This is a genomic window from Mycobacterium sp. SMC-16 (genome assembly GCF_046250085.1).
GTDB lineage: Bacteria > Actinomycetota > Actinomycetes > Mycobacteriales > Mycobacteriaceae > Mycobacterium > Mycobacterium phocaicum.
Genome location: NZ_CP176427.1, coordinates 111,077 through 132,408 on the forward strand (window position 1 = coordinate 111,077; position 21,332 = coordinate 132,408).

The 21,332-nt window shown below is 66.6% G+C and carries 19 protein-coding genes and 1 pseudogene; 14 read left to right on the plus strand and 6 right to left on the minus strand.

Annotated elements, in window-relative coordinates:
* Positions 1 to 116 precede the first annotated feature (116 nt).
* A complete protein-coding gene (locus tag ACJEIK_RS00540; protein ID WP_061000477.1) occupies positions 117 to 347 on the minus strand; it encodes a hypothetical protein in 231 nt (76 codons plus the stop codon).
* Positions 348 to 553: 206 nt separating this feature from the next.
* On the opposite strand from ACJEIK_RS00540, the gene ACJEIK_RS00545 reads away from it, so the two are divergent.
* The 3 genes from ACJEIK_RS00545 to ACJEIK_RS00555 all read left to right on the plus strand — a co-directional run bounded on the left by ACJEIK_RS00545 (position 554) and on the right by ACJEIK_RS00555 (position 3,419).
* Entirely contained in the window at positions 554 to 1,195 is a 642-nt protein-coding gene (locus ACJEIK_RS00545) for a response regulator transcription factor (RefSeq protein ID WP_061000475.1), read from the plus strand.
* Positions 1,196 to 1,205: 10 nt separating this feature from the next.
* Entirely contained in the window at positions 1,206 to 2,429 is a 1,224-nt protein-coding gene (locus tag ACJEIK_RS00550) for a sensor histidine kinase (RefSeq protein ID WP_061000473.1), read from the plus strand.
* 93 nt (positions 2,430 to 2,522) lie between these two features.
* The gene (locus tag ACJEIK_RS00555) at positions 2,523 to 3,419 is read left to right on the plus strand and encodes an alpha/beta fold hydrolase (protein ID WP_409430852.1); all 897 of its coding nucleotides are present in this window, start codon (positions 2,523 to 2,525) and stop codon (positions 3,417 to 3,419) included.
* A gap of 52 nt (positions 3,420 to 3,471) precedes the next feature.
* Here the strand turns inward: ACJEIK_RS00555 and pntB are convergent, their stop codons facing one another.
* From pntB to ACJEIK_RS00570, 3 genes are all read right to left on the minus strand, one after another.
* Positions 3,472 to 4,902, minus strand: a complete 1,431-nt coding sequence (pntB, locus tag ACJEIK_RS00560; RefSeq protein ID WP_409430853.1) for a Re/Si-specific NAD(P)(+) transhydrogenase subunit beta — start codon at positions 4,900 to 4,902, stop codon at positions 3,472 to 3,474.
* Positions 4,903 to 4,936: 34 nt separating this feature from the next.
* Positions 4,937 to 6,460, minus strand: a complete 1,524-nt coding sequence (locus tag ACJEIK_RS00565; RefSeq protein WP_409430854.1) for a Re/Si-specific NAD(P)(+) transhydrogenase subunit alpha — start codon at positions 6,458 to 6,460, stop codon at positions 4,937 to 4,939.
* 252 nt (positions 6,461 to 6,712) lie between these two features.
* On the minus strand, positions 6,713 to 6,826 hold the full coding sequence (locus ACJEIK_RS00570) for a hypothetical protein (RefSeq protein WP_177127396.1): 114 nt from the start codon (positions 6,824 to 6,826) through the stop codon (positions 6,713 to 6,715).
* A gap of 151 nt (positions 6,827 to 6,977) precedes the next feature.
* Here ACJEIK_RS00570 and ACJEIK_RS00575 point away from each other — a divergent pair, with 151 nt between their 5' ends.
* From ACJEIK_RS00575 to ACJEIK_RS00585, 3 genes are all read left to right on the plus strand, one after another.
* Positions 6,978 to 7,670 carry a TetR/AcrR family transcriptional regulator gene (locus ACJEIK_RS00575; protein ID WP_409430855.1) on the plus strand — a complete coding sequence of 231 codons (693 nt, stop codon included), beginning with the start codon at positions 6,978 to 6,980 and terminating at the stop codon, positions 7,668 to 7,670.
* Between the two features lie 36 nt (positions 7,671 to 7,706).
* Positions 7,707 to 9,503: an acyl-CoA dehydrogenase gene (locus tag ACJEIK_RS00580; protein ID WP_409430856.1), complete on the plus strand. Its 1,797-nt coding sequence runs from the start codon at positions 7,707 to 7,709 to the stop codon at positions 9,501 to 9,503.
* 117 nt (positions 9,504 to 9,620) lie between these two features.
* Positions 9,621 to 10,856: an IS30 family transposase gene (locus ACJEIK_RS00585; RefSeq protein WP_064858570.1), complete on the plus strand. Its 1,236-nt coding sequence runs from the start codon at positions 9,621 to 9,623 to the stop codon at positions 10,854 to 10,856.
* Positions 10,857 to 10,899: 43 nt separating this feature from the next.
* On the opposite strand, the gene ACJEIK_RS00590 is transcribed toward ACJEIK_RS00585, so the two are convergent.
* Positions 10,900 to 11,988 (minus strand): alcohol dehydrogenase catalytic domain-containing protein, encoded by a 1,089-nt coding sequence (locus ACJEIK_RS00590; RefSeq protein ID WP_409430857.1) that lies wholly within the window; start codon positions 11,986 to 11,988, stop codon positions 10,900 to 10,902.
* 26 nt (positions 11,989 to 12,014) lie between these two features.
* On the opposite strand from ACJEIK_RS00590, the gene ACJEIK_RS00595 reads away from it, so the two are divergent.
* On the plus strand, positions 12,015 to 12,446 hold the full coding sequence (locus ACJEIK_RS00595; protein WP_020100011.1) for an acyl-CoA thioesterase: 432 nt from the start codon (positions 12,015 to 12,017) through the stop codon (positions 12,444 to 12,446).
* A gap of 188 nt (positions 12,447 to 12,634) precedes the next feature.
* On the plus strand, positions 12,635 to 13,078 hold the full coding sequence (locus ACJEIK_RS00600) for an SRPBCC family protein (protein ID WP_061000498.1): 444 nt from the start codon (positions 12,635 to 12,637) through the stop codon (positions 13,076 to 13,078).
* On the opposite strand, the gene ACJEIK_RS00605 is transcribed toward ACJEIK_RS00600, so the two are convergent.
* The gene (locus tag ACJEIK_RS00605) at positions 13,075 to 13,761 is read right to left on the minus strand and encodes a GntR family transcriptional regulator (protein WP_082762278.1); all 687 of its coding nucleotides are present in this window, start codon (positions 13,759 to 13,761) and stop codon (positions 13,075 to 13,077) included. The genes ACJEIK_RS00600 and ACJEIK_RS00605 overlap by 4 nt on opposite strands.
* A 135-nt stretch (positions 13,762 to 13,896) precedes the next feature.
* Here ACJEIK_RS00605 and fadD5 point away from each other — a divergent pair.
* The 6 genes and pseudogenes from fadD5 (at position 13,897) to ACJEIK_RS00635 (ending at position 21,332) form a co-directional block, all read left to right on the plus strand.
* A pseudogene (fadD5, locus tag ACJEIK_RS00610) lies at positions 13,897 to 15,518 on the plus strand (fatty-acid--CoA ligase FadD5).
* A 262-nt stretch (positions 15,519 to 15,780) separates the two neighbouring features.
* Positions 15,781 to 16,584: an MlaE family ABC transporter permease gene (locus tag ACJEIK_RS00615; protein ID WP_135357671.1), complete on the plus strand. Its 804-nt coding sequence runs from the start codon at positions 15,781 to 15,783 to the stop codon at positions 16,582 to 16,584.
* A gap of 84 nt (positions 16,585 to 16,668) precedes the next feature.
* Complete coding sequence (locus ACJEIK_RS00620; protein ID WP_409431778.1) at positions 16,669 to 17,457, plus strand: MlaE family ABC transporter permease; 789 nt, start codon at positions 16,669 to 16,671, stop codon at positions 17,455 to 17,457.
* 4 nt (positions 17,458 to 17,461) lie between these two features.
* Positions 17,462 to 18,742, plus strand: coding sequence for an MCE family protein (locus ACJEIK_RS00625; protein ID WP_409430858.1), 1,281 nt, complete (start codon positions 17,462 to 17,464; stop codon positions 18,740 to 18,742).
* Positions 18,739 to 19,770 (plus strand): MCE family protein, encoded by a 1,032-nt coding sequence (locus ACJEIK_RS00630; RefSeq protein WP_061000446.1) that lies wholly within the window; start codon positions 18,739 to 18,741, stop codon positions 19,768 to 19,770. Before ACJEIK_RS00625 ends, ACJEIK_RS00630 begins: the two co-directional genes overlap by 4 nt.
* Positions 19,767 to 21,332: an MCE family protein gene (locus ACJEIK_RS00635; RefSeq protein WP_204158279.1), complete on the plus strand. Its 1,566-nt coding sequence runs from the start codon at positions 19,767 to 19,769 to the stop codon at positions 21,330 to 21,332. The genes ACJEIK_RS00630 and ACJEIK_RS00635 overlap by 4 nt, the downstream gene beginning before the upstream one ends.

Sequence of the window (21,332 nt, forward strand, 5' to 3'; positions counted from 1 at the left end):
ATGCCCGCCACGATATGCCACTTGTCTAACGATGTGACGGGCGGTCGACGTCCGGTCCACGGCAACGGATTCCCTCCCCGCGACGACTTCGGGGAGGGAATCCGGGTTCGGGGCGGTCAGCGGCCCTGCAGGGCCGCGACGCGGTAGACGCCGCGGTGCCAGATCGCGCCGGGCAGTGGCATGCTCGCCGGCGGTGCGGTGATCGACGGGGTGGCGACGATGGCCGGCGGCCGGACATCGGGTCCGAGGGTGGTGGCGCCGGCGGCGCCGGCCAGGCCGAGGGCCGAGCCACCCAGGATGCCGGCGGCGACGATCGAGAGGCCGAAGGTGCGGGCAGTGATGCTCATGTGAATTCTCCTGTGTCAGTTGGTCTTTGGTGTCCTGCTCCGGTGTGTTCCGGTGATGACTCAAGAGTGCCCGGGCGCGGGCTCGGCGGGTATCGGGCAATCGGCCGGTAGGCCGGTGGAATCGGGCGTCCCCTGATCGGGGGACACGCGGCCGTCAATTTGCGATCGGAGTTACTTTTCGCTGGTCGCCGTGCGACGCTGACGGCATGACCGACGAACGGGTTCGCGTGGTGGTGGGTGACGACCACCCGATGTTCCGCGACGGCGTCGTCCGCGCGCTGACGGCGAGTGGCGCCATCGAGGTACTGGCCGAGGCCGACGACGGCACGTCGGCGTTGGAGGCGATCCGCGTGCACAAACCTCAGGTCGCGCTGCTGGACTACCGGATGCCCGGCATGGACGGCGCCGAGGTGGCGGCAGCGGTGGTGCGCGACGGTCTGCCCACCCGGGTGCTGCTGCTCTCTGCCCATGACGAGGCCGAGATCGTGTACCGGGCCCTGCAGGACGGCGCGGCCGGCTTTCTGCCGAAAGAGTCGACGCGCAGCGAGCTCGTACACGCGATCCTCGAATGCGCGAAGGGCCGCGACGTCGTCGCACCGAGCCTGGCCGCGGGCCTCGCGGGCGAGATTCGGCGCCGAGCCGAGCCGGACGCCCCGGTGCTCAGCCCGCGCGAACGCGAGGTGCTGCAGCTGATCGCCAAGGGCGCGACCATCCCGGCCATGGCCAAGGAGCTCTACCTGGCGCCGTCGACGGTCAAGACCCATGTGCAGCGGCTCTACGAGAAGCTGGGGGTCGGGGACCGCGCGGCGGCCGTGGCCGAGGCGATGCGTCGGAAGCTCCTGGACTGACGTGAGGCCGATGCTCAGCCGGATCGGGGAGTACCTGGCCGCCGAACCGGTGCGGATCTCCGCCGGGCTGCGGCTCCCGCTGATCGCGCTGATCGGTGTCCTGGTGTGGATCTGGGAAGTCGACCACTGGCTGCCCGAGTTGTACGCCGTGATCCTGGGCCTGTACGCCGTCGCCGCGGTGATCTGGCTGGTGGCGGTGCTGCGCGGACCCGTGCCGCGGTGGGCGGACTGGGCATCCACCGGCATCGACCTGGTCGTGATCCTGGCGCTGTGCCTGGTGTCCGGCGGCGCGACCGCGGCGCTGCTGCCCGTCTTCTTCCTGCTGCCGATCTCGGTGGCATTCCAGGACCGTCCGTTGATGACCGCGGCCATCGGCACGTTGACGGCCGCGGGCTATCTGGCGGTGTGGATCTTCTACTCCAAGCACGACGACCGCATGGGCCTGCCGAACATGGTCTACACGCACTTCGGGTTCCTCGTGTGGCTGGCGGTGGCCACCACCGTGTTGTGCTTCGTGTTGGTGCGCCGCCAGGAGCGGGTGCAGGCGCTGCAGGAGGTGCGCCGCCAGTTGGTGTCCGAGGCCATGCAGTCCGACGAGCGGCACAACCAGGAAGTCGCCGAAGGGTTGCACGACGGTCCGTTGCAGACGCTGCTGGCGGCCAGGCTGCAGCTCGACGAGGTCCGGGAGCGGACCCCCGGGCCCGAACTCGACGCGGTCTACGCCGCGTTGGAGGACACGGCGACGGCGCTGCGCTCGACGGTCACCGAACTGCACCCGCAGGTGCTCGCCCAGCTCGGGCTGACGCCGGCGGTACGGGAACTGTTGCGGCAGTTCGAGTCTCGTAGCCGGGTCGCGGTGCGGGCCGACCTCGAGGAAGTGGGCAAGCCGGATGCGCAGCAGCTGGTGTACCGGGCGGCACGTGAGCTGCTGACAAACATCGGCAAGCATGCGCAGGCCACGACGGTGTCGGTGCGGTTGGGCCGCATCGGCAATCGCGTCGTCCTGTCCGTCGCCGACGACGGCATCGGCTTCGACCCGGCGGTGGTGGCTCAATATGTGGCCGACGGGCACATCGGGCTGGGCTCGCTGCTGGCCAGGTTCGATGCGATGGGTGGCTCGATGCTCGTCGACTCCGCGGTCGGCGGCGGCACTCGGGTGACCGTCACCTCACCCCCGGAGCGGGCAGAGTCCTCCCGCGAGCTGGGGGTACCTCCCGCTTGCGGGGGAACGTAAAGCTGTCTCTTGGGCATGCCAAAACGACAGTTTTGCGCCTTCTCGCCAGAAAATGGAGCGCCTGCGGCCCATCGGCGGCGGTAGCGTCGCGCCATGAAACTGCGCATTCTGGTCGGCCTGCTGGTCGCGGCGGTCGTGGCGTTGGTGGTGAACGCCGCCGTGGTGGAGCACACCAGCCGCGCGGCAGCACCGTTCGCCGGCGGCCACGTCCTGAAACTCGATGGACCTGACCTGAACATCCGCGAGTACGGGCCACCCGGTGACCGCGCAATCGTTCTGCTGCACGGGTATTCGGCCTCCATCGAGTGGTGGGAGAAGGTCGCCCCGGCGCTCGCCGCGCATCAGCGCGTGATCGCCGTCGACCTCGTCGGCCACGGTGGTTCCGAGGCCCCCACTGATGCGGCGCCGTACCACGCCGACGGTCAGGCCGAGGCCGTGCACCGCGCGCTGGCGGCGCTGGGGGTACGGCATGCCGAGCTGGTAGGGCATTCGATGGGCGGCAAGGTGGCTGCCGAATTCGCCACCCGGTACCCGGAAATGGTTGAGCGCGTGGCGGTTTCGGATACTCCCGCGGCGGAGGGTCTGGTGTCCATGCCGTTGCTCGGCAAGATGCTGTGCTGGCCGCTCATCGGGCCTGCGCTGGATCGCTTCCGCGGCGTCGATGCGATCAGTGAGAGCTCGCTGCAGACCGGGTTCGCCGCGGACTATCCCGTCCCGCCGCTGGCGTACCGCTCTCTGAAGCAACTGAACTACGCGGGCGTGTGTGATTCGAAGGACGCCGGACGTCCCGTCGTCGACACGCTGAAGGGGCTGGGCAAGCCGGTGTTGGTGCTGTGGGGCGACAAGGACGTCCTGACCCCGACTGCTCCCAACGTCGCGCGTTACACCGAAGCCGGGCTGCCGCCGCACCTCATCGCAGGCTCAGGACACAGCCCAATGGTCGAGAAGCCGGACCAATTCCTTGCGGCGATAGGCGATTTCGTCCGCTGAGATAAAAAACTGCCCCTCACCCGACGGTGAGGGGCAGTTCGTGTGCTGAGAACTACAGCGCAGCCAGGATGTCGTTGACGCGGTCGCGGGCGTCGCCGAACAGCATCTGGCTGTTGTCGCGGAAGAACAGCGGGTTCTGCACGCCCGCGTAGCCCGAGGCCATGGAGCGCTTGAACACGATGACGTTGTTCGCGTTCCACACCGTGAGCACCGGCATGCCAGCAATCGGGCTGCCCGGGTCTTCGGACGCCGCCGGGTTGACGGTGTCATTGGCGCCGATGACGAGCACGACGTCGGTGTCGTCGAAGTCGTCGTTGATCTCGTCCATCTCGAGCACGATGTCGTAGGGCACCTTGGCCTCGGCCAGGAGCACGTTCATGTGGCCGGGCAGACGGCCGGCGACGGGATGGATGCCGAAGCGGACATTGACGCCCTTGTCGCGCAGCTTGCGGGTCAGGTCGGCGACGCCGTACTGGGCCTGGGCCACCGCCATGCCGTAGCCGGGTGTGATGATGACCGAGCTGGCAGAGGCGAGCATCTCGGCGGCGCCTTCGGCGGTGATCTCGCGGTGCTCGCCGTAGTCCTTGTCCTCGGCGGGGCCGGCCTCGATACCGAAGCCACCGGCGATGACGGAGATGAACGACCGGTTCATGGCCTTGCACATGATGTAGGACAGGTAGGCACCGGAGGAGCCCACGAGCGCGCCGGTGATGATCAGCAGGTCGTTGGACAGCAGGAAGCCCGAGGCGGCCGCGGCCCAACCGGAGTAGCTGTTGAGCATCGAGACGACGACGGGCATGTCGCCACCGCCGATGGAGGCGACCAGGTGCCAGCCCAGCAGCAGCGCCAGGACGGTGACACCGACCAGCAGCCACAGGTTCGGGGAGATGACGAACCACACGGTCAGGGCGACGAACAGCACCAGCGAGCCGACGTTGAGGAAGTTCTTGCCGGGCAGCATCAGCGGCGCGGACTTGATCTTGGCCGACAGCTTCAGGTTGGCCACGATCGAACCGGTGAAGGTCACCGCGCCGATGAACACGCCGATGAACACCTCGGCCGAGTGGATGCCGAGCATGCCTTCCTTGGCCAGCTCGAGGGCGCCCTGGCTGTTGGCGTCGAACTCGGCGTGCAGGTAGCCGCTCCAGCCGACCAGCACGGCGGCCAGACCCACGAAACTGTGCAGCAGCGCGATCAGCTCGGGCATGCCGGTCATCTCGACGATGCGGGCGCGCCACAGACCGATGGCGGCACCGACGGCCATGGCGCCGATCAGCAGCGCCAGGCCCAGGGGCTCGATCTGCTTGTTGATTGCCAGGACGATGGTGGCGACCAGGGCGACGCCCATGCCGGCCATGCCGAAGGCATTACCGGCCTTGGAGGTCTCGTGCTTGGACAGGCCGGCCAGAGCGAGGATGAACAACAGGGCGGCGACGACGTACGCCGCGTTCGCCACGTTGGTGATGGTTTCTGCGTTGAACATGAATCCGTTCCAAAGGTTCTGAGGTCAGCAGGCTCTAGCTGCGGGAGAACATGGCCAGCATGCGGCGGGTCACCGCGAAGCCACCGAAGACGTTGATGCTGGCGAGCAGGATCGCGACGCCGGCCAGGGCGGTGATCGGGGTGTTGTGATGCCCGATCTGCAGCAGCGCGCCGACCACGATGATTCCGGAGATCGCGTTGGTCACCGACATCAGCGGGGTGTGCAGGGCGTGGTGCACGTGCCCGATCACGTAGTAGCCGATCACGATCGCCAGGGCGAACACCGTCAGGTGGACCTGCAGGGCGGCCGGCGAAGCGGCGATGAGCAAGAAGAGCACCGCGGCGGCACCGAAGGTGATGCCCAGACGACGCTGCGTCGACATCGGCTCCTTGGCCTGAGACACCGCGGGCGCGGCGGCAGGCTGGGCGGCGGGGGCGGCGGAGACCTGCACCGGCGGCGGGGGCCAGGTGATCTCGCCGTCGCGCACGACGGTCACGCCGCGCTGCACCACGTCGTCGAAGTCGAGGACGACCTGGCCGTCCTTCTCCGGGGTGAGCAGCTTGAGCAGGTTGACCAGGTTGGTGCCGTACAGCTGGGAGGCCTGCGCGGGCAGGCGGCCGGCCAGGTCGGTGTAGCCGATGATCGTCACGCCGTTGTCGGTGACGATGGCCTGGTCCTTGACGGTGCCCTCGACGTTGCCGCCGTTGGCCGCGGCCATGTCGACGATCACCGAGCCGGGCTTCATCGAGGCGACCATGTCGGCGGTGATGATCCGCGGCGCCGGACGGCCCGGGATCAGCGCGGTGGTGATGATGATGTCGACATCTTTGGCCAGCTCGGCGTACAGCTCGGCCTCGCGGGCCTTGTAGTCGTCGCCCATTTCCTTGGCGTAGCCGGTGGCCGACACCTCGCCGGCGTTGGGGTCGACGGACACGTACTCGCCGCCGAGGGAGGCGACCTGGTCGGCGACCTCGGGGCGGGGGTCGGTGGCCCGCACGACGGCACCGAGCGAGCCGGCGGCGCCGATCGCGGCCAGGCCGGCCACACCGGCACCGACGACCAGCACCTTGGCCGGCGGGACCTTGCCGGCGGCGGTGACCTGCCCGGTGAAGAACCGGCCGAAGGCGTGCGCGGCCTCGACGACGGCGCGGTAGCCGGCGATGTTGGCCATCGACGACAGCACGTCCAGGGACTGGGCGCGGGAGATACGCGGCACCGCGTCCATGGCCAGCACCGTGATCGGGCGGGTGGCGAGCTTCTCGACCAGCTCGGGCTTGAGCCCGGGGGAGATGAGCGAGACCAGGGTGGCGCCGTCCTTGAGGGCGGCGATCTCGCCGTCGTCGGGCGCGTTGACCTTGAGCACGATGTCGGCGGCCCAGGGGGAGCCGATGTCGGCGCCGGCCTCTACATAGGCGGCGTCGGCGAAGCTGGACAAGTCGCCGGCGCCGGACTCAACCACTACTGAATAGCCGAGCTTGATCAGCTGCCCGACAGTTGCAGGAGTGGCGGCAACCCGCGTCTCACCAGCCAGAGACTCGCGGGGAATCCCGATGATCATCGAATCCGATCCGATCTGTGTTGGTTTGCTTGCAAGAGTCTCCCCCATCCACGTCGGGACGGTGCTCTTGCCCCCCTATACCAGTTAGCAATCGCTTATAAATTAGCAGTCGCTCATAATGCGGCCAAAAATCCACTGGCCAGCATTGCCTGGATATGTCTACGTCATCGGCACGGATTTGGGTACAGCAATTCCGACCGGTGGGACGCTGCGCGCCAACACACCGGTCGGAATGGTGGAATTCTCGGGTGGTTACACCGGGGGGTACGCCGGGGGTGGGTATACGCCGCGCAGGCCCCACGGGACCCAGTTGAAGAAGTACTCGACCTCGTCGCTCGCGTCGTAGTCCGGGCTCGGATCCATCAGTACCTCCAACCGACAAGCTTGTTACTCGCAAGTTTAGCTGCTGGGTCCCCGTTGCGAGTGGCAGATCCGCCGACGAGATGCCACGGCATAGACTGGCCAACCAGTTGATTGGGTCCCGGGCCGCGCGCCCGGCTGCATAGAGTGAGCTGACATGTCCACAGAGTCGTCGACAAAAGGTTCTGCCACGGGACCGCCCGCGGGCGCGTCGGCTGCGTCGAACGGGTCGAACGGCACGTCGCGGCGCGAGGAGTTGCTGGCGGTCGCCGCCAAGTTGTTCGCGGCCCGCGGCTACCACGGGACCCGCATGGACGACGTCGCCGACGCCGTCGGGCTGAACAAGGCGACCGTCTACCACTACTACGCCAGCAAGTCGCTGATCCTCTGGGACATCTACAAGTCGACCGCCGACTTCACCGTCGATGCCCTGCATGACGACCCGACCGCCTCGGCGCGCGAGACCATCTTCAACTTCACCCGGCGCTTGCTGACCGGCATCGCCACCGACCTGGAATCCGCGGCCGTGTACTTCCAGGAGGGGCCGTACATCACCGAGTGGTTCACCGAGGAGCAGGTCGCGTACATCCGCAAGGCGGAGACGACCGTCTACGAGCACGTCCGCGACGTCATCGACCGCGGCATCGCCAGTGGCGAGTTCAACGACTGTGACTCGCACGTGCTGGCGCTGGGCTACATCGGAATGACGCTGGGCGCCTACCGGTGGCTGCGGCCGCACGGCCGGCGCACGGCCTCCGAGATCGCCGTCGAATTCAGCACGGCGCTGCTGCGCGGTCTGATCCGCGACGAAACCATCCGCACCGAGGACCCTCTCGGCGGCGGCGCCTGACACAGACCAGCGCGATCGAGAGGTGACCGAGGTCCGATGAAATCTCTGCTGCTGTCCCGACGGGACCTCGACTTCCTGCTGTACGAGTGGCTGAAGGTCGACGAACTGACCAGCCGCAAGCGGTTCGCCGATCACTCGCGCGAGACCTTCGACGGGGTGCTGGATCTCAGCGAGCAACTGGCCGAACGTTACTTCGCGCCGCACAACAAGAAGAGCGACGCCAACGAGCCGACCTTCGACGGGCAGACCGTGAGGATGGTCCCGGAGGTCAAAGAGGCCTGGGATGCCTTCGTCGAAGCCGACCTGATCGGCATGTCCATGGACGAGTCGGTCGGCGGAGCACAGCTGCCGGCCGTAGTCGCACAGGCGGCATTCGCCTGGATCGCCGCCGCCAACGTGTCGACGTCGGGCTACCTGATGCTGACCATCGCCAATGCCAACCTGCTGACCAAGTTCGGCACGCCCGAGCAGATCGAGACCTACGTCAAACCGATGCTGGCGGGGCGCTTTTCGGGCACCATGGCGCTGTCGGAGACGCAGGCCGGATCGTCGCTCGCCGACGTGGCCACCCGCGCTGAACCGCGCGCGGACGGCACCTACCGGCTGTTCGGCTCGAAGATGTGGATTTCGGGCGCCGAGCACGAAATAACCGACAACATCGTCAACCTCGTGCTGGCCAAGCTCCCGGGCGGGCCGCCCGGCACCAAGGGCATCTCGCTGTTCATCGTGCCCAAATACCTCGTGAACGCCGACGGATCGATCGGCGAGCGCAACGACGTCGCCATCGCCGGTCTGAACCACAAGATGGGGCAGCGCGGCGTCACCAACACGGTACTGAATTTCGGTGACACGCAATTCAATCCGGGCGGCGAGAACGGCGCGGTCGGTTACCTGGTCGGTGAGCCGCACCGCGGCATCGTCTACATGTTCCAGATGATGAACGAGGCCCGGATGGCCGTCGGCATGGGTGCGGTGGCACTCGGCTACACCGGTTATCTCAAGTCGGTGCAGTACGCGCGGGAGCGGCCGCAGGGTCGTCCGCTGGATGTCAAGGACCCGACGACGCCGCAGGTGCCCATCGTCGAACATCCTGATGTTCGACGAATGCTGTTGGCGCAGAAGGCCTATGCCGAAGGCGGCCTGGCGCTGGGTCTGTACTGTGCCCGGCTGGTGGACGTGCAGCACAGCGCGGAGTCGGATGCCGAAGCCGAAGCCGCGGGCCTGCTGATCGACATCCTGACCCCCGTTGCCAAGAGCTGGCCGTCGCAGTGGTGCCTGGAGGCCAACAACCTGGCGATCCAGGTGCACGGCGGGTACGGCTACACCCGCGAATACGACGTCGAGCAGCATTACCGGGACAACCGGCTGAACCCGATCCACGAGGGCACCAACGGCATCCAGAGTCTGGACCTGTTGGGCCGCAAGGTGACTCAGCGGGGCGGGGCCAGCCTCGCGGCGCTGGGGCAGGTCATCGCGGAGACGGTCCGTGCGGGCGGCGAACTGGGCGGCGAGGGCGCCGAGTTGGCGGGCGCACTCGATGCGTCGTGGCAGCGGCTGGTCGCCGTGACCGGTGGGATGTTCGGTTCCGGCGACGTTCCTGCGGTGATGGCCAACAGCCACGTCTACCTGGAAGCGTTCGGGCACATCGCGGTGGCGTGGCTGTGGCTGGAGCAGTTCGTCGCCGCCGCCGGTAAAGACGGCGACTTCTACGACGGCAAGCGGCAGGCGACCCGCTACTTCTTCCGGTTCGAATTGCCCAAGACCGCACCGCAATTGGACCTGCTCGAGTCACTGGACCGCACGACGCTGGAGATGCGGGACGCCTGGTTCTAGCGCGAGCAGTTGAGCGTGCGTCTACGCTGCCCGCCACTCGGGCGGATTCAAGGGATCGATGCAACACCCTTCTGATTGAGGAGTGTTGTGGGAACTGGACCGGTGTTGCGTACGCAGATGCGGCAGTTCTGGGGGTTTGTCCGTCAGGGGCTTACTCCGACGGAGGCCGGTCCGGCGGCGGGTGTGTCGGAGGGCTCTGGGCAGCGGTGGTTCCGTGATGCTGGCGGGGTGAAACCGCGTGCGTATCAACCGCATACATCGGGTCCTCGGCCGCGGCTGACGTTGGATGACCGGATTGAGATTCAGGCTGGGGTGCATGCCGGGGAGTCGATCCGCTCGATCGCGGGTCGGTTGGGGCGGGCGCCCTCGACGATCAAACGGGAGATCGACAACAACTGCGAGCTGCGTAACCGCTACACCGGGTGCAAATCGGGGTATCGACGCAAGCACGCCTTCGGGGCCCGTCAAAGCGGCCGCAGCGCCACCGTCACCTACAAGGCGCGGTCCGCTCATGACCGCAGCGCCGAGTCCGCCCGGCGCCCTAAGGCGCGCAAGCTGGCCCTCGATGACAGGCTGCGCGGCGAGGTGCAGACTCGGTTGCAGCTGCGGCACAGCCCGTGGCAGATCGCGCGGCGGCTGCGCGAGGATTTTCCCGACGACCTGGAGATGCGGGTGTCACACGAGGCCATCTACCAGGCTCTTTACGTGCAAGGGCGCGGTTCGCTGCGCCGAGAGTTGGCCCAGTGCCTGCGCACCGGACGAGCGATCCGCCGCTCCCAGCGCAAGAGCGAGGAACGCCGCGGCCGGATCCCGGACAAGGTCATGATCAGCGACCGCCCCGCCGAATTCGCCGACCGCGCGGTACCTGGCAGCTGGGAAGGGGACCTGATCATCGGGGCCGTCGGCTCGGGGTCGGCGATCGGCACCCTGGTCGAGCGCACCACCCGTTTCGTGATGCTGCTGCACCTACCCCATGGGCATGGGGCGTTGGCGGTGCAGGAAGCCATCATCGCCAAAATGGCTGAGCTGCCCGAACATCTGTGTCGGGCGTTGACCTGGGATCAGGGCATGGAGATGGCCAACCACGCCCAGATCGCTGAGGCCACCGGGTTGAAGATCTATTTCTGCGACCCGCATTCACCCTGGCAGCGCGGCACCAACGAAAACACCAACGGTCTACTGCGCCAGTACTTCCCGAAAGGCACCGACCTCTCACTGCACGGCCCGGGCATCCTGGACAACGTCGCAGCCGAACTCAACGGCCGCCCCCGCCAAACCCTGAACTGGCGCACACCAGCCGAAGCGCTCGACGCACTACTGTTGAATCCGCCAACTGTTGCATCGACCCCTTGAAACCGCCTCGGGTTTTCTCTGCGCTGACGCACGTTCAACCGGTTCAAAACTCAACGATCTGCCGCACCGCGCGGCCGTCGGCGAGGGCGTCCATGCCGGTGTTGATGTCGTCCAGGCTGATGGTGTCGGACACCAGCTTCTCGACCGGGAGGCGCCCCGACCGCCACAGCTCGACGAAACGCGGGATGTCCCGCGCCGGCACGGCCGACCCGAGATAGCTGCCGATCAGGGACCTACCGTCGGCGACCAAAGCCAAGGGCGACACCGAGATTCGGGCATCAGGGTGCGGCAGCCCGACCGTGATGGTCTTGCCGCCCGGGGCCGTCATGCCGATGGCGGTCTCCAGGGCGGCCGGGTGGCCGGCGGCCTCGATCACCACATCGGCCTTGACGTCGCCGGGATCGCTGACGGCATCGTGCGCGCCGAGCGCGCGGGCCTGCTCGAGTTTGTCCGGCAACCGGTCGACGGCAACGACGTGGACGTCGTCATGCGCCAGCGCGGTGAGCATCGCGGCCATCCCGACGCCGCCCATGCCGACGATCGCCACCGTCTGACCGGGTTTCGGTTGTCCGGCGTTGAGCACCGCGCCGCCGCCGGTCAGCACCGCGCAGCCGAGCAGCGAGGCGACGACGGGTGGCACATCGGCGTCGACGGGCACCACCGAACGGCGGTCCACCACCGCGTGCGTCGCAAAGGCCGACACCCCCAGGTGATGGAGAACCGTTGCACCGCTTCGGGATAACCGCGTGTCGCCGCCGAGCAACGTGCCCGCGCCGTTGGCGGCGCTGCCCGGAATGCAGGGTGCCAGGCCGTCCGTCGCGCAGGACCGGCACTGGCCGCAGCGTGGCAGGAACGTCATGACGACGCGCTGCCCCACCGCCAAATCCGAAGTGCCGCCGACCTGTTCGACGATTCCGGCCGCTTCGTGACCGAGCAGCATCGGCACCGGGCGGACCCGGTTGCCGTCGACGACAGAAAGATCGGAATGACACAGCCCGGCCGCTTCGATACGCACCAGCAGCTCGCCGTCGCCCGGGCCGTCGAGGTCCAGCTCGCTGATGGTGAGCGGCTTCGATTCGGCGTAGGGGCGGGCGCGCCCGATCTCTTCGAGTACGGCACCGCGAATCAACATGGCACCAGCCTGACAGACTGGCCGACATGGAGCAGGCACTGACCACCGCGGAATTCCCGGTGCACTGGCCCGTGCAGACCCGGTGGACCGACAATGACATGTTCGGGCACCTCAACAACGCGGTCTATTACGAGCTCTTCGACACCGCGATCAACGCGTGGATCAACACCACGCGCGACGTCGACCCCGTGGCCGCGCCGTGGCTCGGGGTCGTCGCGGAATCGGGCTGCCGGTACTTCGCGGAACTGAAGTTCCCGTCGCAGCTGGTCGTCGGGCTCGCGGTGACCCGGCTGGGCAACAGCAGCGTCACCTACCGCACCGGGCTGTGGGCCGACGGTGACAGCACACCCGCGGCAGTCGGCAGCTGGGTGCACGTCTACGTCGACCGCGACACCCGTCGTCCCGTGCCGATCCCGGCGCCGATCCGGGAACTGCTGGAGACCGCCGTCGTCAGCTGACTCTGCACTGATGGCGAAGAATCTCGAGTAGCGGAGTGCGCCGGCTCAGGGTCAACGGCCGGACGGGCACCGGATGCGTTGAGCCGGTATCCAGGGCGGGATGTATCGAGAGACATCCGCCGTCAGCTCGGGATGAACGGACATACGCGCAAGACGTGCGGGACAGCGACCTCGATATGCTCTGGGCCATGCCGATCGTGAGCAAGACCGTCGAGGTCGCCGCACCTGCAGCGCAGATCCTGGGGATCGTCGCCGACTTCGAGGCCTACCCGCAGTGGAACGAAGAGGTCACCGGCTGCTGGATCCTGCACCGCTACGACGATGGCCGGCCCAGCCAGCTCCGCCTGGACACCAAGATTCAGGGCATGGACGGCTCCTACATCCAGGCCGTCTACTACCCGGGTGACGGCCAGATCCAGACCGTCATGCAGCAGGGCAACCTGTTCTCCAAGCAGGAGCAGCTGTTCTCCGTGGTCGACCTCGGGGCGAGCGCCCTGCTGACCGTCGACATGGACGTCGAGGTCGACATGCCGGGTATCCCGGCCATGATGGTCAAGAAGGTCGTCAATGACGCGCTGGATCACCTGGCCGGCAACCTGAAGACGCGCGCCGAGCAGCTCGCCGCCAACTAAGCAGGCCACAACCCGAGTTCGTCGAGACGCCCCGTCAGGCGTTCGGCGGCGTCATCGAACTGCTGGCGCGTCTGTCGCACGACTTCGTCGATGTTCTTGTCCCGCAAGGCCGCAATCAGTTCGCGGTGATTGGCCACGGCCGCCTCACCCCACTGCGGGTCGGCGGCGTAGATGCGCACCGGTAGATACCGCGCCGCGTTGAGTAGGAACCAGGCCAGCTTGGTCCGGCCCGCGGCGCGGTTGAACTCCCGGTGGAACAGGAACTCCGCCAGGGCGATCGCGTCGGCGTCGCCGGTCGCGACGGCCTCCGCCAGTTGGTCGGTGAGCCGGTCGAGTTCGACGATGACGGGTTCGGTGATCCGCCGGGCCGCATTTGCGGCGATCTCCGTGACGATGGTCGCCTGCAGCCAGAAGATGTCGGCGATGTCGTCGCGGGTGAACGCGGACACCACGTGGCCGCGGTTGGGTTCGAGCTCGACCATGCCCTCACCGCGCAGGGTGCGCAGTGCCTCGCGGACCGGCGTGATGCTCACGCCGAGCGCGGCCGCGGTCTCGTCGAGCCGGACGAACGTGCCCGGCCGCAGGGTGCCCGACATGATCGCCGCCCGGAGATGGGCCGCCACCTCGTCGGACAGCTGTTCGCGCCGGCGCAGGCCGGGCAGCGGTTTCGCCGAGACGTTCACGGCAGTCCTCTTGTCGACGGGTTGGGGCCACCCGGCGGTTGTCCGGATGGTGCGGGCGTCCTATTGTGACGGCGGCAACACTATATTTGATCAAATATCAGCATCGTTTGTCGCGATCAGTGCAACTCCGCCGCGATGCCGATCGAGACACAGGAGCAGACCGTGTCACCCGCAGCACTCGAGCAGCCGTATCTGGCCCGTCGGCAGAACTGGACCACCCACCTCGCCCGGCACGCCCTCATGCAACCCGACGGGACCGCGCTGCGTTTCGTCGGCCACACGGTCACCTGGGGAGAACTGCAGCAACGCGTCACCAAGCTCGCGGGAGCGCTGAGCCGTCGAGGGGTCGGCTTCGGCGATCGTGTGCTGATCCTGATGCTGAACCGCACCGAATACGTCGAGTCGTTTCTGGCCGCCAACCTCCTCGGCGCCATCGCGGTCCCGGTCAACTTCCGCATGACGCCGCCCGAGATCGCCTACCTGGTCCGGGATTGCGACCCGAGAGCCGTGATCACCGAACAAGTGCTGGCTCCGGTCGCCACCGCGGTGCGGGAGCTGGAGCCGTCGCTGGTGACGGTGATCGTCGCCGGCGGCGCCACCGAGGGAACCGTGCTGGGCTACGAGGACGTCCTCGCCGAGGACGGCGACCCGCCGGCCCCTGTCGACATCCCCGAGGACTCACCCGCGCTGATCATGTACACCTCGGGCACCACCGGGTATCCCAAAGGCGCCGTTCTGACGCACGTCAACATCATGGGCCAGGCCATGACGAACCTTTTCACCATCGCGCCGGACATCAACAACGACGTCGCTTCATCGGTGTCCCCTTCTTCCACATCGCCGGTATCGGCAACATGATCGGTGGCCTGCTCCTGGGTCTGCCGACGGTCATCTACCCGCTCGGCGCGTTCGACCCCGGTGCCCTGCTCGACGTGCTGGAGGCCGAGGGCGTCTCGTCGATCTTCCTGGTCCCGGCACAGTGGCAGGCGGTCTGCGCGGCGCAACAGGCCAAGCCACGCGACGTGAAACTGCGGGTGCTCTCCTGGGGTGCGGCACCCGCGTCGGACACCCTGTTGAGGGAGATGGCGACGACATTCCCCGGCACCCAGATCTTTGCTGCGTTCGGTCAGACCGAGATGTCACCGGTGACGTGCATGCTGCTGAGCCAGGACGCGCTGCGGAAGCTCGGTTCGGTCGGCCGGGTCATCCCGACCGTGGCCGCCCGCGTCGTCGACGACAACATGAACGACGTGCCGGTGGGCGAGGTCGGGGAGATCGTTTACCGTGCGCCCACTCTGATGGCCGGGTATTGGAACAACCCGAAAGCGACAGCGGAGGCATTCGCCGACGGCTGGTTCCATTCCGGTGACTTGGTTCGCCAGGACGAGGAGGGTTACATCTGGGTCGTCGACCGTAAAAAGGACATGATTATTTCCGGTGGCGAAAATATTTGCTGTGCGGAAGTAGAGAACATTCTGGCCGCGCATCCCTCGATTACCGAAGTCGCGGTGATCGGACGGCCGCATGAAAAATGGGGCGAGGTGCCGGTGGCGGTGGTTGCGGTGGCTCCGAATGTGAAGGCCGAGAGCGAAAGTGCCCTGACGCTGGCAGATCTCGATGATTTCCTGACCGAACGACTGGCGCGATACAAGCGCCCGAAAGCACTCGAAATTGTCGACGCACTGCCCCGAAATCCTTCTGGCAAGGTCCTTAAAACGGAACTACGCGAGCGGTTCGGTGATACAAGTGTGTCGTGAGCGCGGCAAGTGACGTCGCGCTGAGAAATTCGACCACCTGAGTGGAGGGCGGATGGGCCCATGTCGCGTTTGCTGAAACTGAACGCAATTATCCCTCAGTTGGGTCACCGGGTACGCGGTGTATCGGGTACAGTCCTGTGGTCCGTCTTACTACTCGGGAGTAGCGAGACGGAAATCACTCAGTTTGTGCTAGTGGCTAAGGAGGGGACGTGCCACGCGTGACGCCGCGGAACGGCCGCTTTCCGGAAGGGAAGGCTGATCGGTGACAGCCTCTGACAACTCCCTGGTCGGGTATCTCAAGGACCAGCTCGACAAGCCATTCACCAAGGTGGGTGGCTTCGTCAAGATGTGCATCCTCACCTTCAAGGCGCTGGTTTCGCGGCCATTCCAGTGGAAGGAGTTCATCCTTCAGTGCTGGTTCCTGATCCGGGTGGCATTCCTGCCCACCCTGGCGGTCTCCATCCCGCTGACGGTGCTCATCATCTTCACGCTGAACATCCTGCTCGGTGAGTTCGGCGCGGCCGACATCTCCGGCGCCGGTGCGGCCCTCGGTGCTGTCACCCAGCTGGGGCCACTGGTGACGGTGCTGGTGGTGGCCGGCGCCGGGTCGACGGCCATCTGCGCTGACCTCGGTGCCCGGACCGTGCGTGAAGAGATCGATGCCATGGAAGTGCTGGGCATCGACCCCATCGAGCGCCTGGTCGTGCCCCGTGTGGTCGCCTCCACGTTCGTGGCCTTCATGCTCAACGGCGCGGTGATCATCATCGGCCTGGTCGGTGGCTACTTCTTCGGCGTGTACATCCAGAACGTCAACGCCGGCGCCTACGTCTCGACTCTCACCCTGCTGACGGGCTTCCCCGAAGTGGTCATCTCCGTCCTCAAGGCCACAATCTTCGGCCTGATCGCCGGTCTGGTCGGCTGCTACCGCGGGCTGACCGTGGCGGGTGGTTCGAAGGGTGTGGGCACGGCGGTGAACGAAACGCTGGTGCTCTGCGTCATCGCTCTTTTCGCGGTCAACGTGGTTCTCACCACGATCGGTATCAAATTCGGAACGCAGGCCGGGTAGCGCATGAGTACAGCGACAGTTTTGCAGGGTCGGTTCCCCCGCGTCTTCTCCCGTGTCAAGGACTTCGGCGCTGCGCCGAGCCGGATGCTCGCCAGCATGGGCCACGTCGGTGTCTTCGTGGTTACGGCCGTCGGGCATATCCCGCATTGCCTGCGGCACTACCGCAAAGAGGTGCTGCGGCTGATCGCCGAGGTCGGCATGGGCACCGGCGCCATGGCCGTCATCGGCGGCACCGTCGCCATCATCGGCTTCGTCACCCTGGCGGCGGGCTCCCTGATCGCGATCCAGGGCTTCGCCTCGCTGGGCAACATCGGTGTCGCCGCCTTCACCGGCTTCTTCGCCGCACTGGCCAACATCCGCGTCGTCGCGCCGGTGGTCAGCGGCACCGCGCTGGCAGCCACAGTCGGTGCAGGTGCCACCGCCGAGCTCGGCGCCATGCGCATCAGCGAAGAGGTCGACGCCCTGGAGGTCATGGGGGTCAAGTCCCTGTCCTTCCTGGTTTCGACCCGCCTGGTCGCCGGCATGGTCGTCATCATCCCGCTATACGCCTTGGCCCTGCTGCTGTCGTTCCTGTCGGCGCAGCTGGTCACCACGCTCTTCTACGGGCAGTCGGTGGGTACTTACGAGCACTACTTCCATACCTTCCTGCGCGTCGACGACGTCATGTGGTCGTTCCTCGAGGTCATCATCATGTCGATGGTGGTGCTGCTCAACCACGCGTACTTCGGCTACTACGCCAGTGGCGGCGCCGTCGGCGTGGGTGAAGCCGTGGGCCGGTCAATGCGTACGTCGCTGATCTCCAATGTCGTTGTGGTCTTGCTCTTCTCGTTGGCGCTGTACGGCACCGACCCGAACTTCAACCTGACGGTGTGACGCGATGACGAATCCACAAGCAACGCCACCTGTCGCCGAGGGTCAGGTCCACGCACCGCTCAACAAGGACCGCACCCCGCCGTACCTGATCGTCGGCGTCATCTTCGCGGTAATCTCCGCCCTCGTTCTCGTGATGGTCTGGTTCCAGTTCCGCGGTTACTTCGACACCAAGGCCAAGCTGTACGTGGTGTCGCCCCGGTCCGGACTGTCCATGGACCCCGGTTCGAAGGTCACCTACAACGGCGTGCCCATCGGCCGCGTGAAGGAGATCGACGTCGTCGGCAAGGAAGACGACACGAAAGCTCGACTGCAGCTCGACGTCGACCCGAAGTACCTCCCTCTGCTGCCCAAGAACGTCAACACCAAGCTGCTGGCCACCACGGTCTTCGGTAGCAAGTACGTCTCGTTCACCTCGCCGTCGGATCCCGAGAGCGCGCGGATCAAGAACGGCGACACCATCGACGTCTCCAAGTGCTCGCCGCCGACGCCGGCCACGGCCTGCGTCACCACGGAGCTCAACACCCTGTTCGAGACGATCACCGCGATCTCCGAGCAGGTCGACCCGATCAAGCTGAACGCCACCCTGACCGCTGCCGCGCAGGCGCTCGACGGCCTCGGTGACAAGTTCGGGCAATCGCTGGTCAACGGCAACACCATCCTGGCCGACCTGAACCAGCGGATGCCGAACATCCGGCACGACACCAAGGCCCTCGCCGATCTGACAGAGGTCTACTCGAAGGCTTCGCCGGATCTGTGGGACGGCCTGAAGAACGCCGTGACCACCGAGCGCACCTTGAATGATCAGCGCGGCACCATCGACCAGGCGCTGATGTCGGCCGTCGGTCTCGGCAACACTGGCGGCGACATCCTCGAGCGCGGCGGCCCCTACCTGGTCCGCGGTGCCGAGGACCTGCTGCCGACCTCCCGGGTGCTCGACAAGTACGCCCCCGAGCTCGACTGCCTGTTCCGCGGATTCGCCGCCGGTGCGCCGGCCGCGGCCAAGGGCCTGGGCGGTAACGGCTACTCGCTGGTGACCCACACCGAGCTCGTCGGTGCGGCCAACCAGTACGTGTATCCGGACAACCTCCCGCGGATCAACGCCTCCGGCGGTCCGATGGGGCGCCCGGGCTGCTGGACGGTCACCAAGGACATCTGGCCGATGCCCTACATGGTGATGGACACCGGCGCATCGATCGCGCCGTACAACCACTTCGGTCTCGGATCGCCGTTCGCATCGGAGTACGTCTGGGGTCGTCAAGACGGGGAGAACACGATCAACCCATGAGCATCAAGGGCACGGCGATCAAACTCGCCATCTTCTCCGCGGTCCTGCTGGCCTTCACAGCAGGCATCTTCATCGTCTTCGGTCAGTTCCGGTTCAGCCGGACCAATGAGTTCTCGGCGATCTTCACCAACAGCAGCGGTCTGAAGGCCGATCAGTTCGTGCGCGCCAACGGCGTCGAGGTCGGCAAGGTCACCGACGTCGAATTGATCGACGGTGGCAGCAAATCCCGGGTGAAGTTCAGCGTCGACAAGTCCCTGTCGCTGTACCAGGGGACCACGGCGCACATCCGCTACCTGGATCTGATCGGCAACCGGTACCTGGACCTGCGCCGCGGTGACAGCAACCAGGTACTGGCCCCAGGGGGGACCATCCCGGTCGACCGCACCGAGCCGGCCCTGGATCTCGATGCACTTGTCGGTGGCTTCCGGCCCCTGTTCCGGTCGCTGGATCCGCAGAAGGTCAACACCATCGCCTCGTCGCTGGTCACGATCTTCCAGGGCGAGGGCGGCACCATCAACAACATCCTCGATCAGACGGCCTCGTTCTCGTCGACCATCGGGGAGCAGGACCAGGCCATCGGTGAGGTCGTCAAGAACCTCAACACGGTCCTCGACACCACGGTCAAGCACCAGAAGCAGTTCGACGACACGTTGAAGAACTTCGAGTCGCTCGTGACGGGGTTGAAGAACCGCGCCGACCCGATCGCCGACTCGGTCGCCAGCATCAGCAATGGCGCCGGCTCGCTCGCCGATCTGTTGGGCGACAACCGCGAGCTGCTGCACAGCACGCTCGGCTACCTCGAGACCACGCAGCAGTCGCTTGTCGACCAGAAGGAACAGCTCAACGACACGTTGCAGAAGGTGCCCCAGGCGCTGAAGATCCTGGGTCGTTCCGGTGGTGTCTACGGCGACTTCTTCAACTTCTACCTCTGCGACATCGAGTTGAAGATGAACGGTCTGCAGCCGGGTGGACCCGTGCGCACAGTCAAGCTCACCAACCAGCCGTCCGGAAGGTGCACGCCGAAGTGAGGTCCATAGAAGGGTCCGACCGGGTCCGCAGAGGCGCGATGGGTCTGGCGGCCGTCGTGCTCGTCACGGCAGTGGGTGCGTCAGTCACCAAGGTGCCGATGCTGTTCGCGTCGCCCACGTACTACGGCCAGTTCAGCGACACCGGCGGTCTGATGGTCGGCGACTACGTCCGCATCGACGGTGTCAACGTCGGCACGGTCAAGGACATGGACATCGACCGTGACAAGGTGATCATCGGTTTCGACATCGGCACCAACACCATCGGCACGGACAGCCGGGCGCTGATCAAGACCGAGACCATCCTGGGCCGCAAGGCCATCGAGATCGAGGCCAAGGGCACCCACAAGCTGCCGCCGCGCGGCACCTTGCCACTGAGCCAGACCTCGACGCCGTACCAGATCTACGACGCGATCTTCGACGTCACCCGGGCCTCGCAAGGCTGGGACACCAAAGTGGTCAAGGAATCGCTGAACGTGCTGTCCGAGACAGTCGATCAAACGTCGCCGCACCTGACTGCTGCGCTGGAAGGCGTACAGAAGCTGTCCGAGACCATCGGCAAGCGTGATGACCAGATCCGGTCACTGCTCGGCAACGCCAACAAGATCGCCACCATTCTCGGCGACCGTAGCGGCCAGATCAACGCGTTGCTGGTCAACGCCCAGACCCTGCTGCACGCCCTGAACCAGCGCGGCGAGGCCATCGGCGTGCTGCTGGAGCGAATCTCGCGGGTGTCGCACCAGCTGAAGGCGACCATCGACGAGAACCCGAACATCAACCACGTCCTGGAGCAGCTGCGGACCATCAGCGACATCCTCGTCGCCCGCAAGCAGGACCTGTCGGACACGCTGGTCTCGGCCGGTAAGTTCGTGGCCTCGCTGTCGGAGGCCGTCGCTTCGGGCCCGTACTTCAAGATCATGGTCGCGAACATCCTGCCGCCGCAGCTGGTGCAGCCGTTCGTGGACGCCGCGTTCAAGAAGCGCGGACTGAACCCCGAAGACTTCTGGCGCAGCGCCGGTCTGCCGGAGGCGCAGTGGCCGGACCCCAACGGCACGCGTTTCGCCAACGGTGCGCCGCCGCCGGCCCCGCCGAAGCTCGAAGGCACGCCGGAGCACCCCGGCCCCGCGGTGCCTCCCGGATCGCCGTGCTCGTACACCCCGGGCGCTGGTGCCGATCCGTCGCCGGCCGATCCGCTGCCGTGCTCGCACCTCAGCGTCGGTCCGTTCGGTGGACCCGACTACGCCCCGCCGAACGTCGTCTCGTCGGCGCCCAACCCGGCCGGGGTTCCCACCGGCCCGGGTGTGCCGTCGGCCGCCTTCCCGGGACAACCGGCGGAGAACGTGCCCGGTACGCCGGTGCCGTTGCCGCCGGCACCCGTCGGTGCCCGGACGGTTCCGCTGACGCCGCAGCCCGGTGACAGCGACATCGCGCCCGGATTCGCTCCGATCCCCGGGCCGCTGATCGCGCCGCCGGCGCCGCCGGGACCAGGTCCCAGCGCCGGTCCGGCCGGCACCGCGCCGCTGCCGGGTAACCCGCCGTTCCTCCCGCCAGGGTCGCAAGGATAG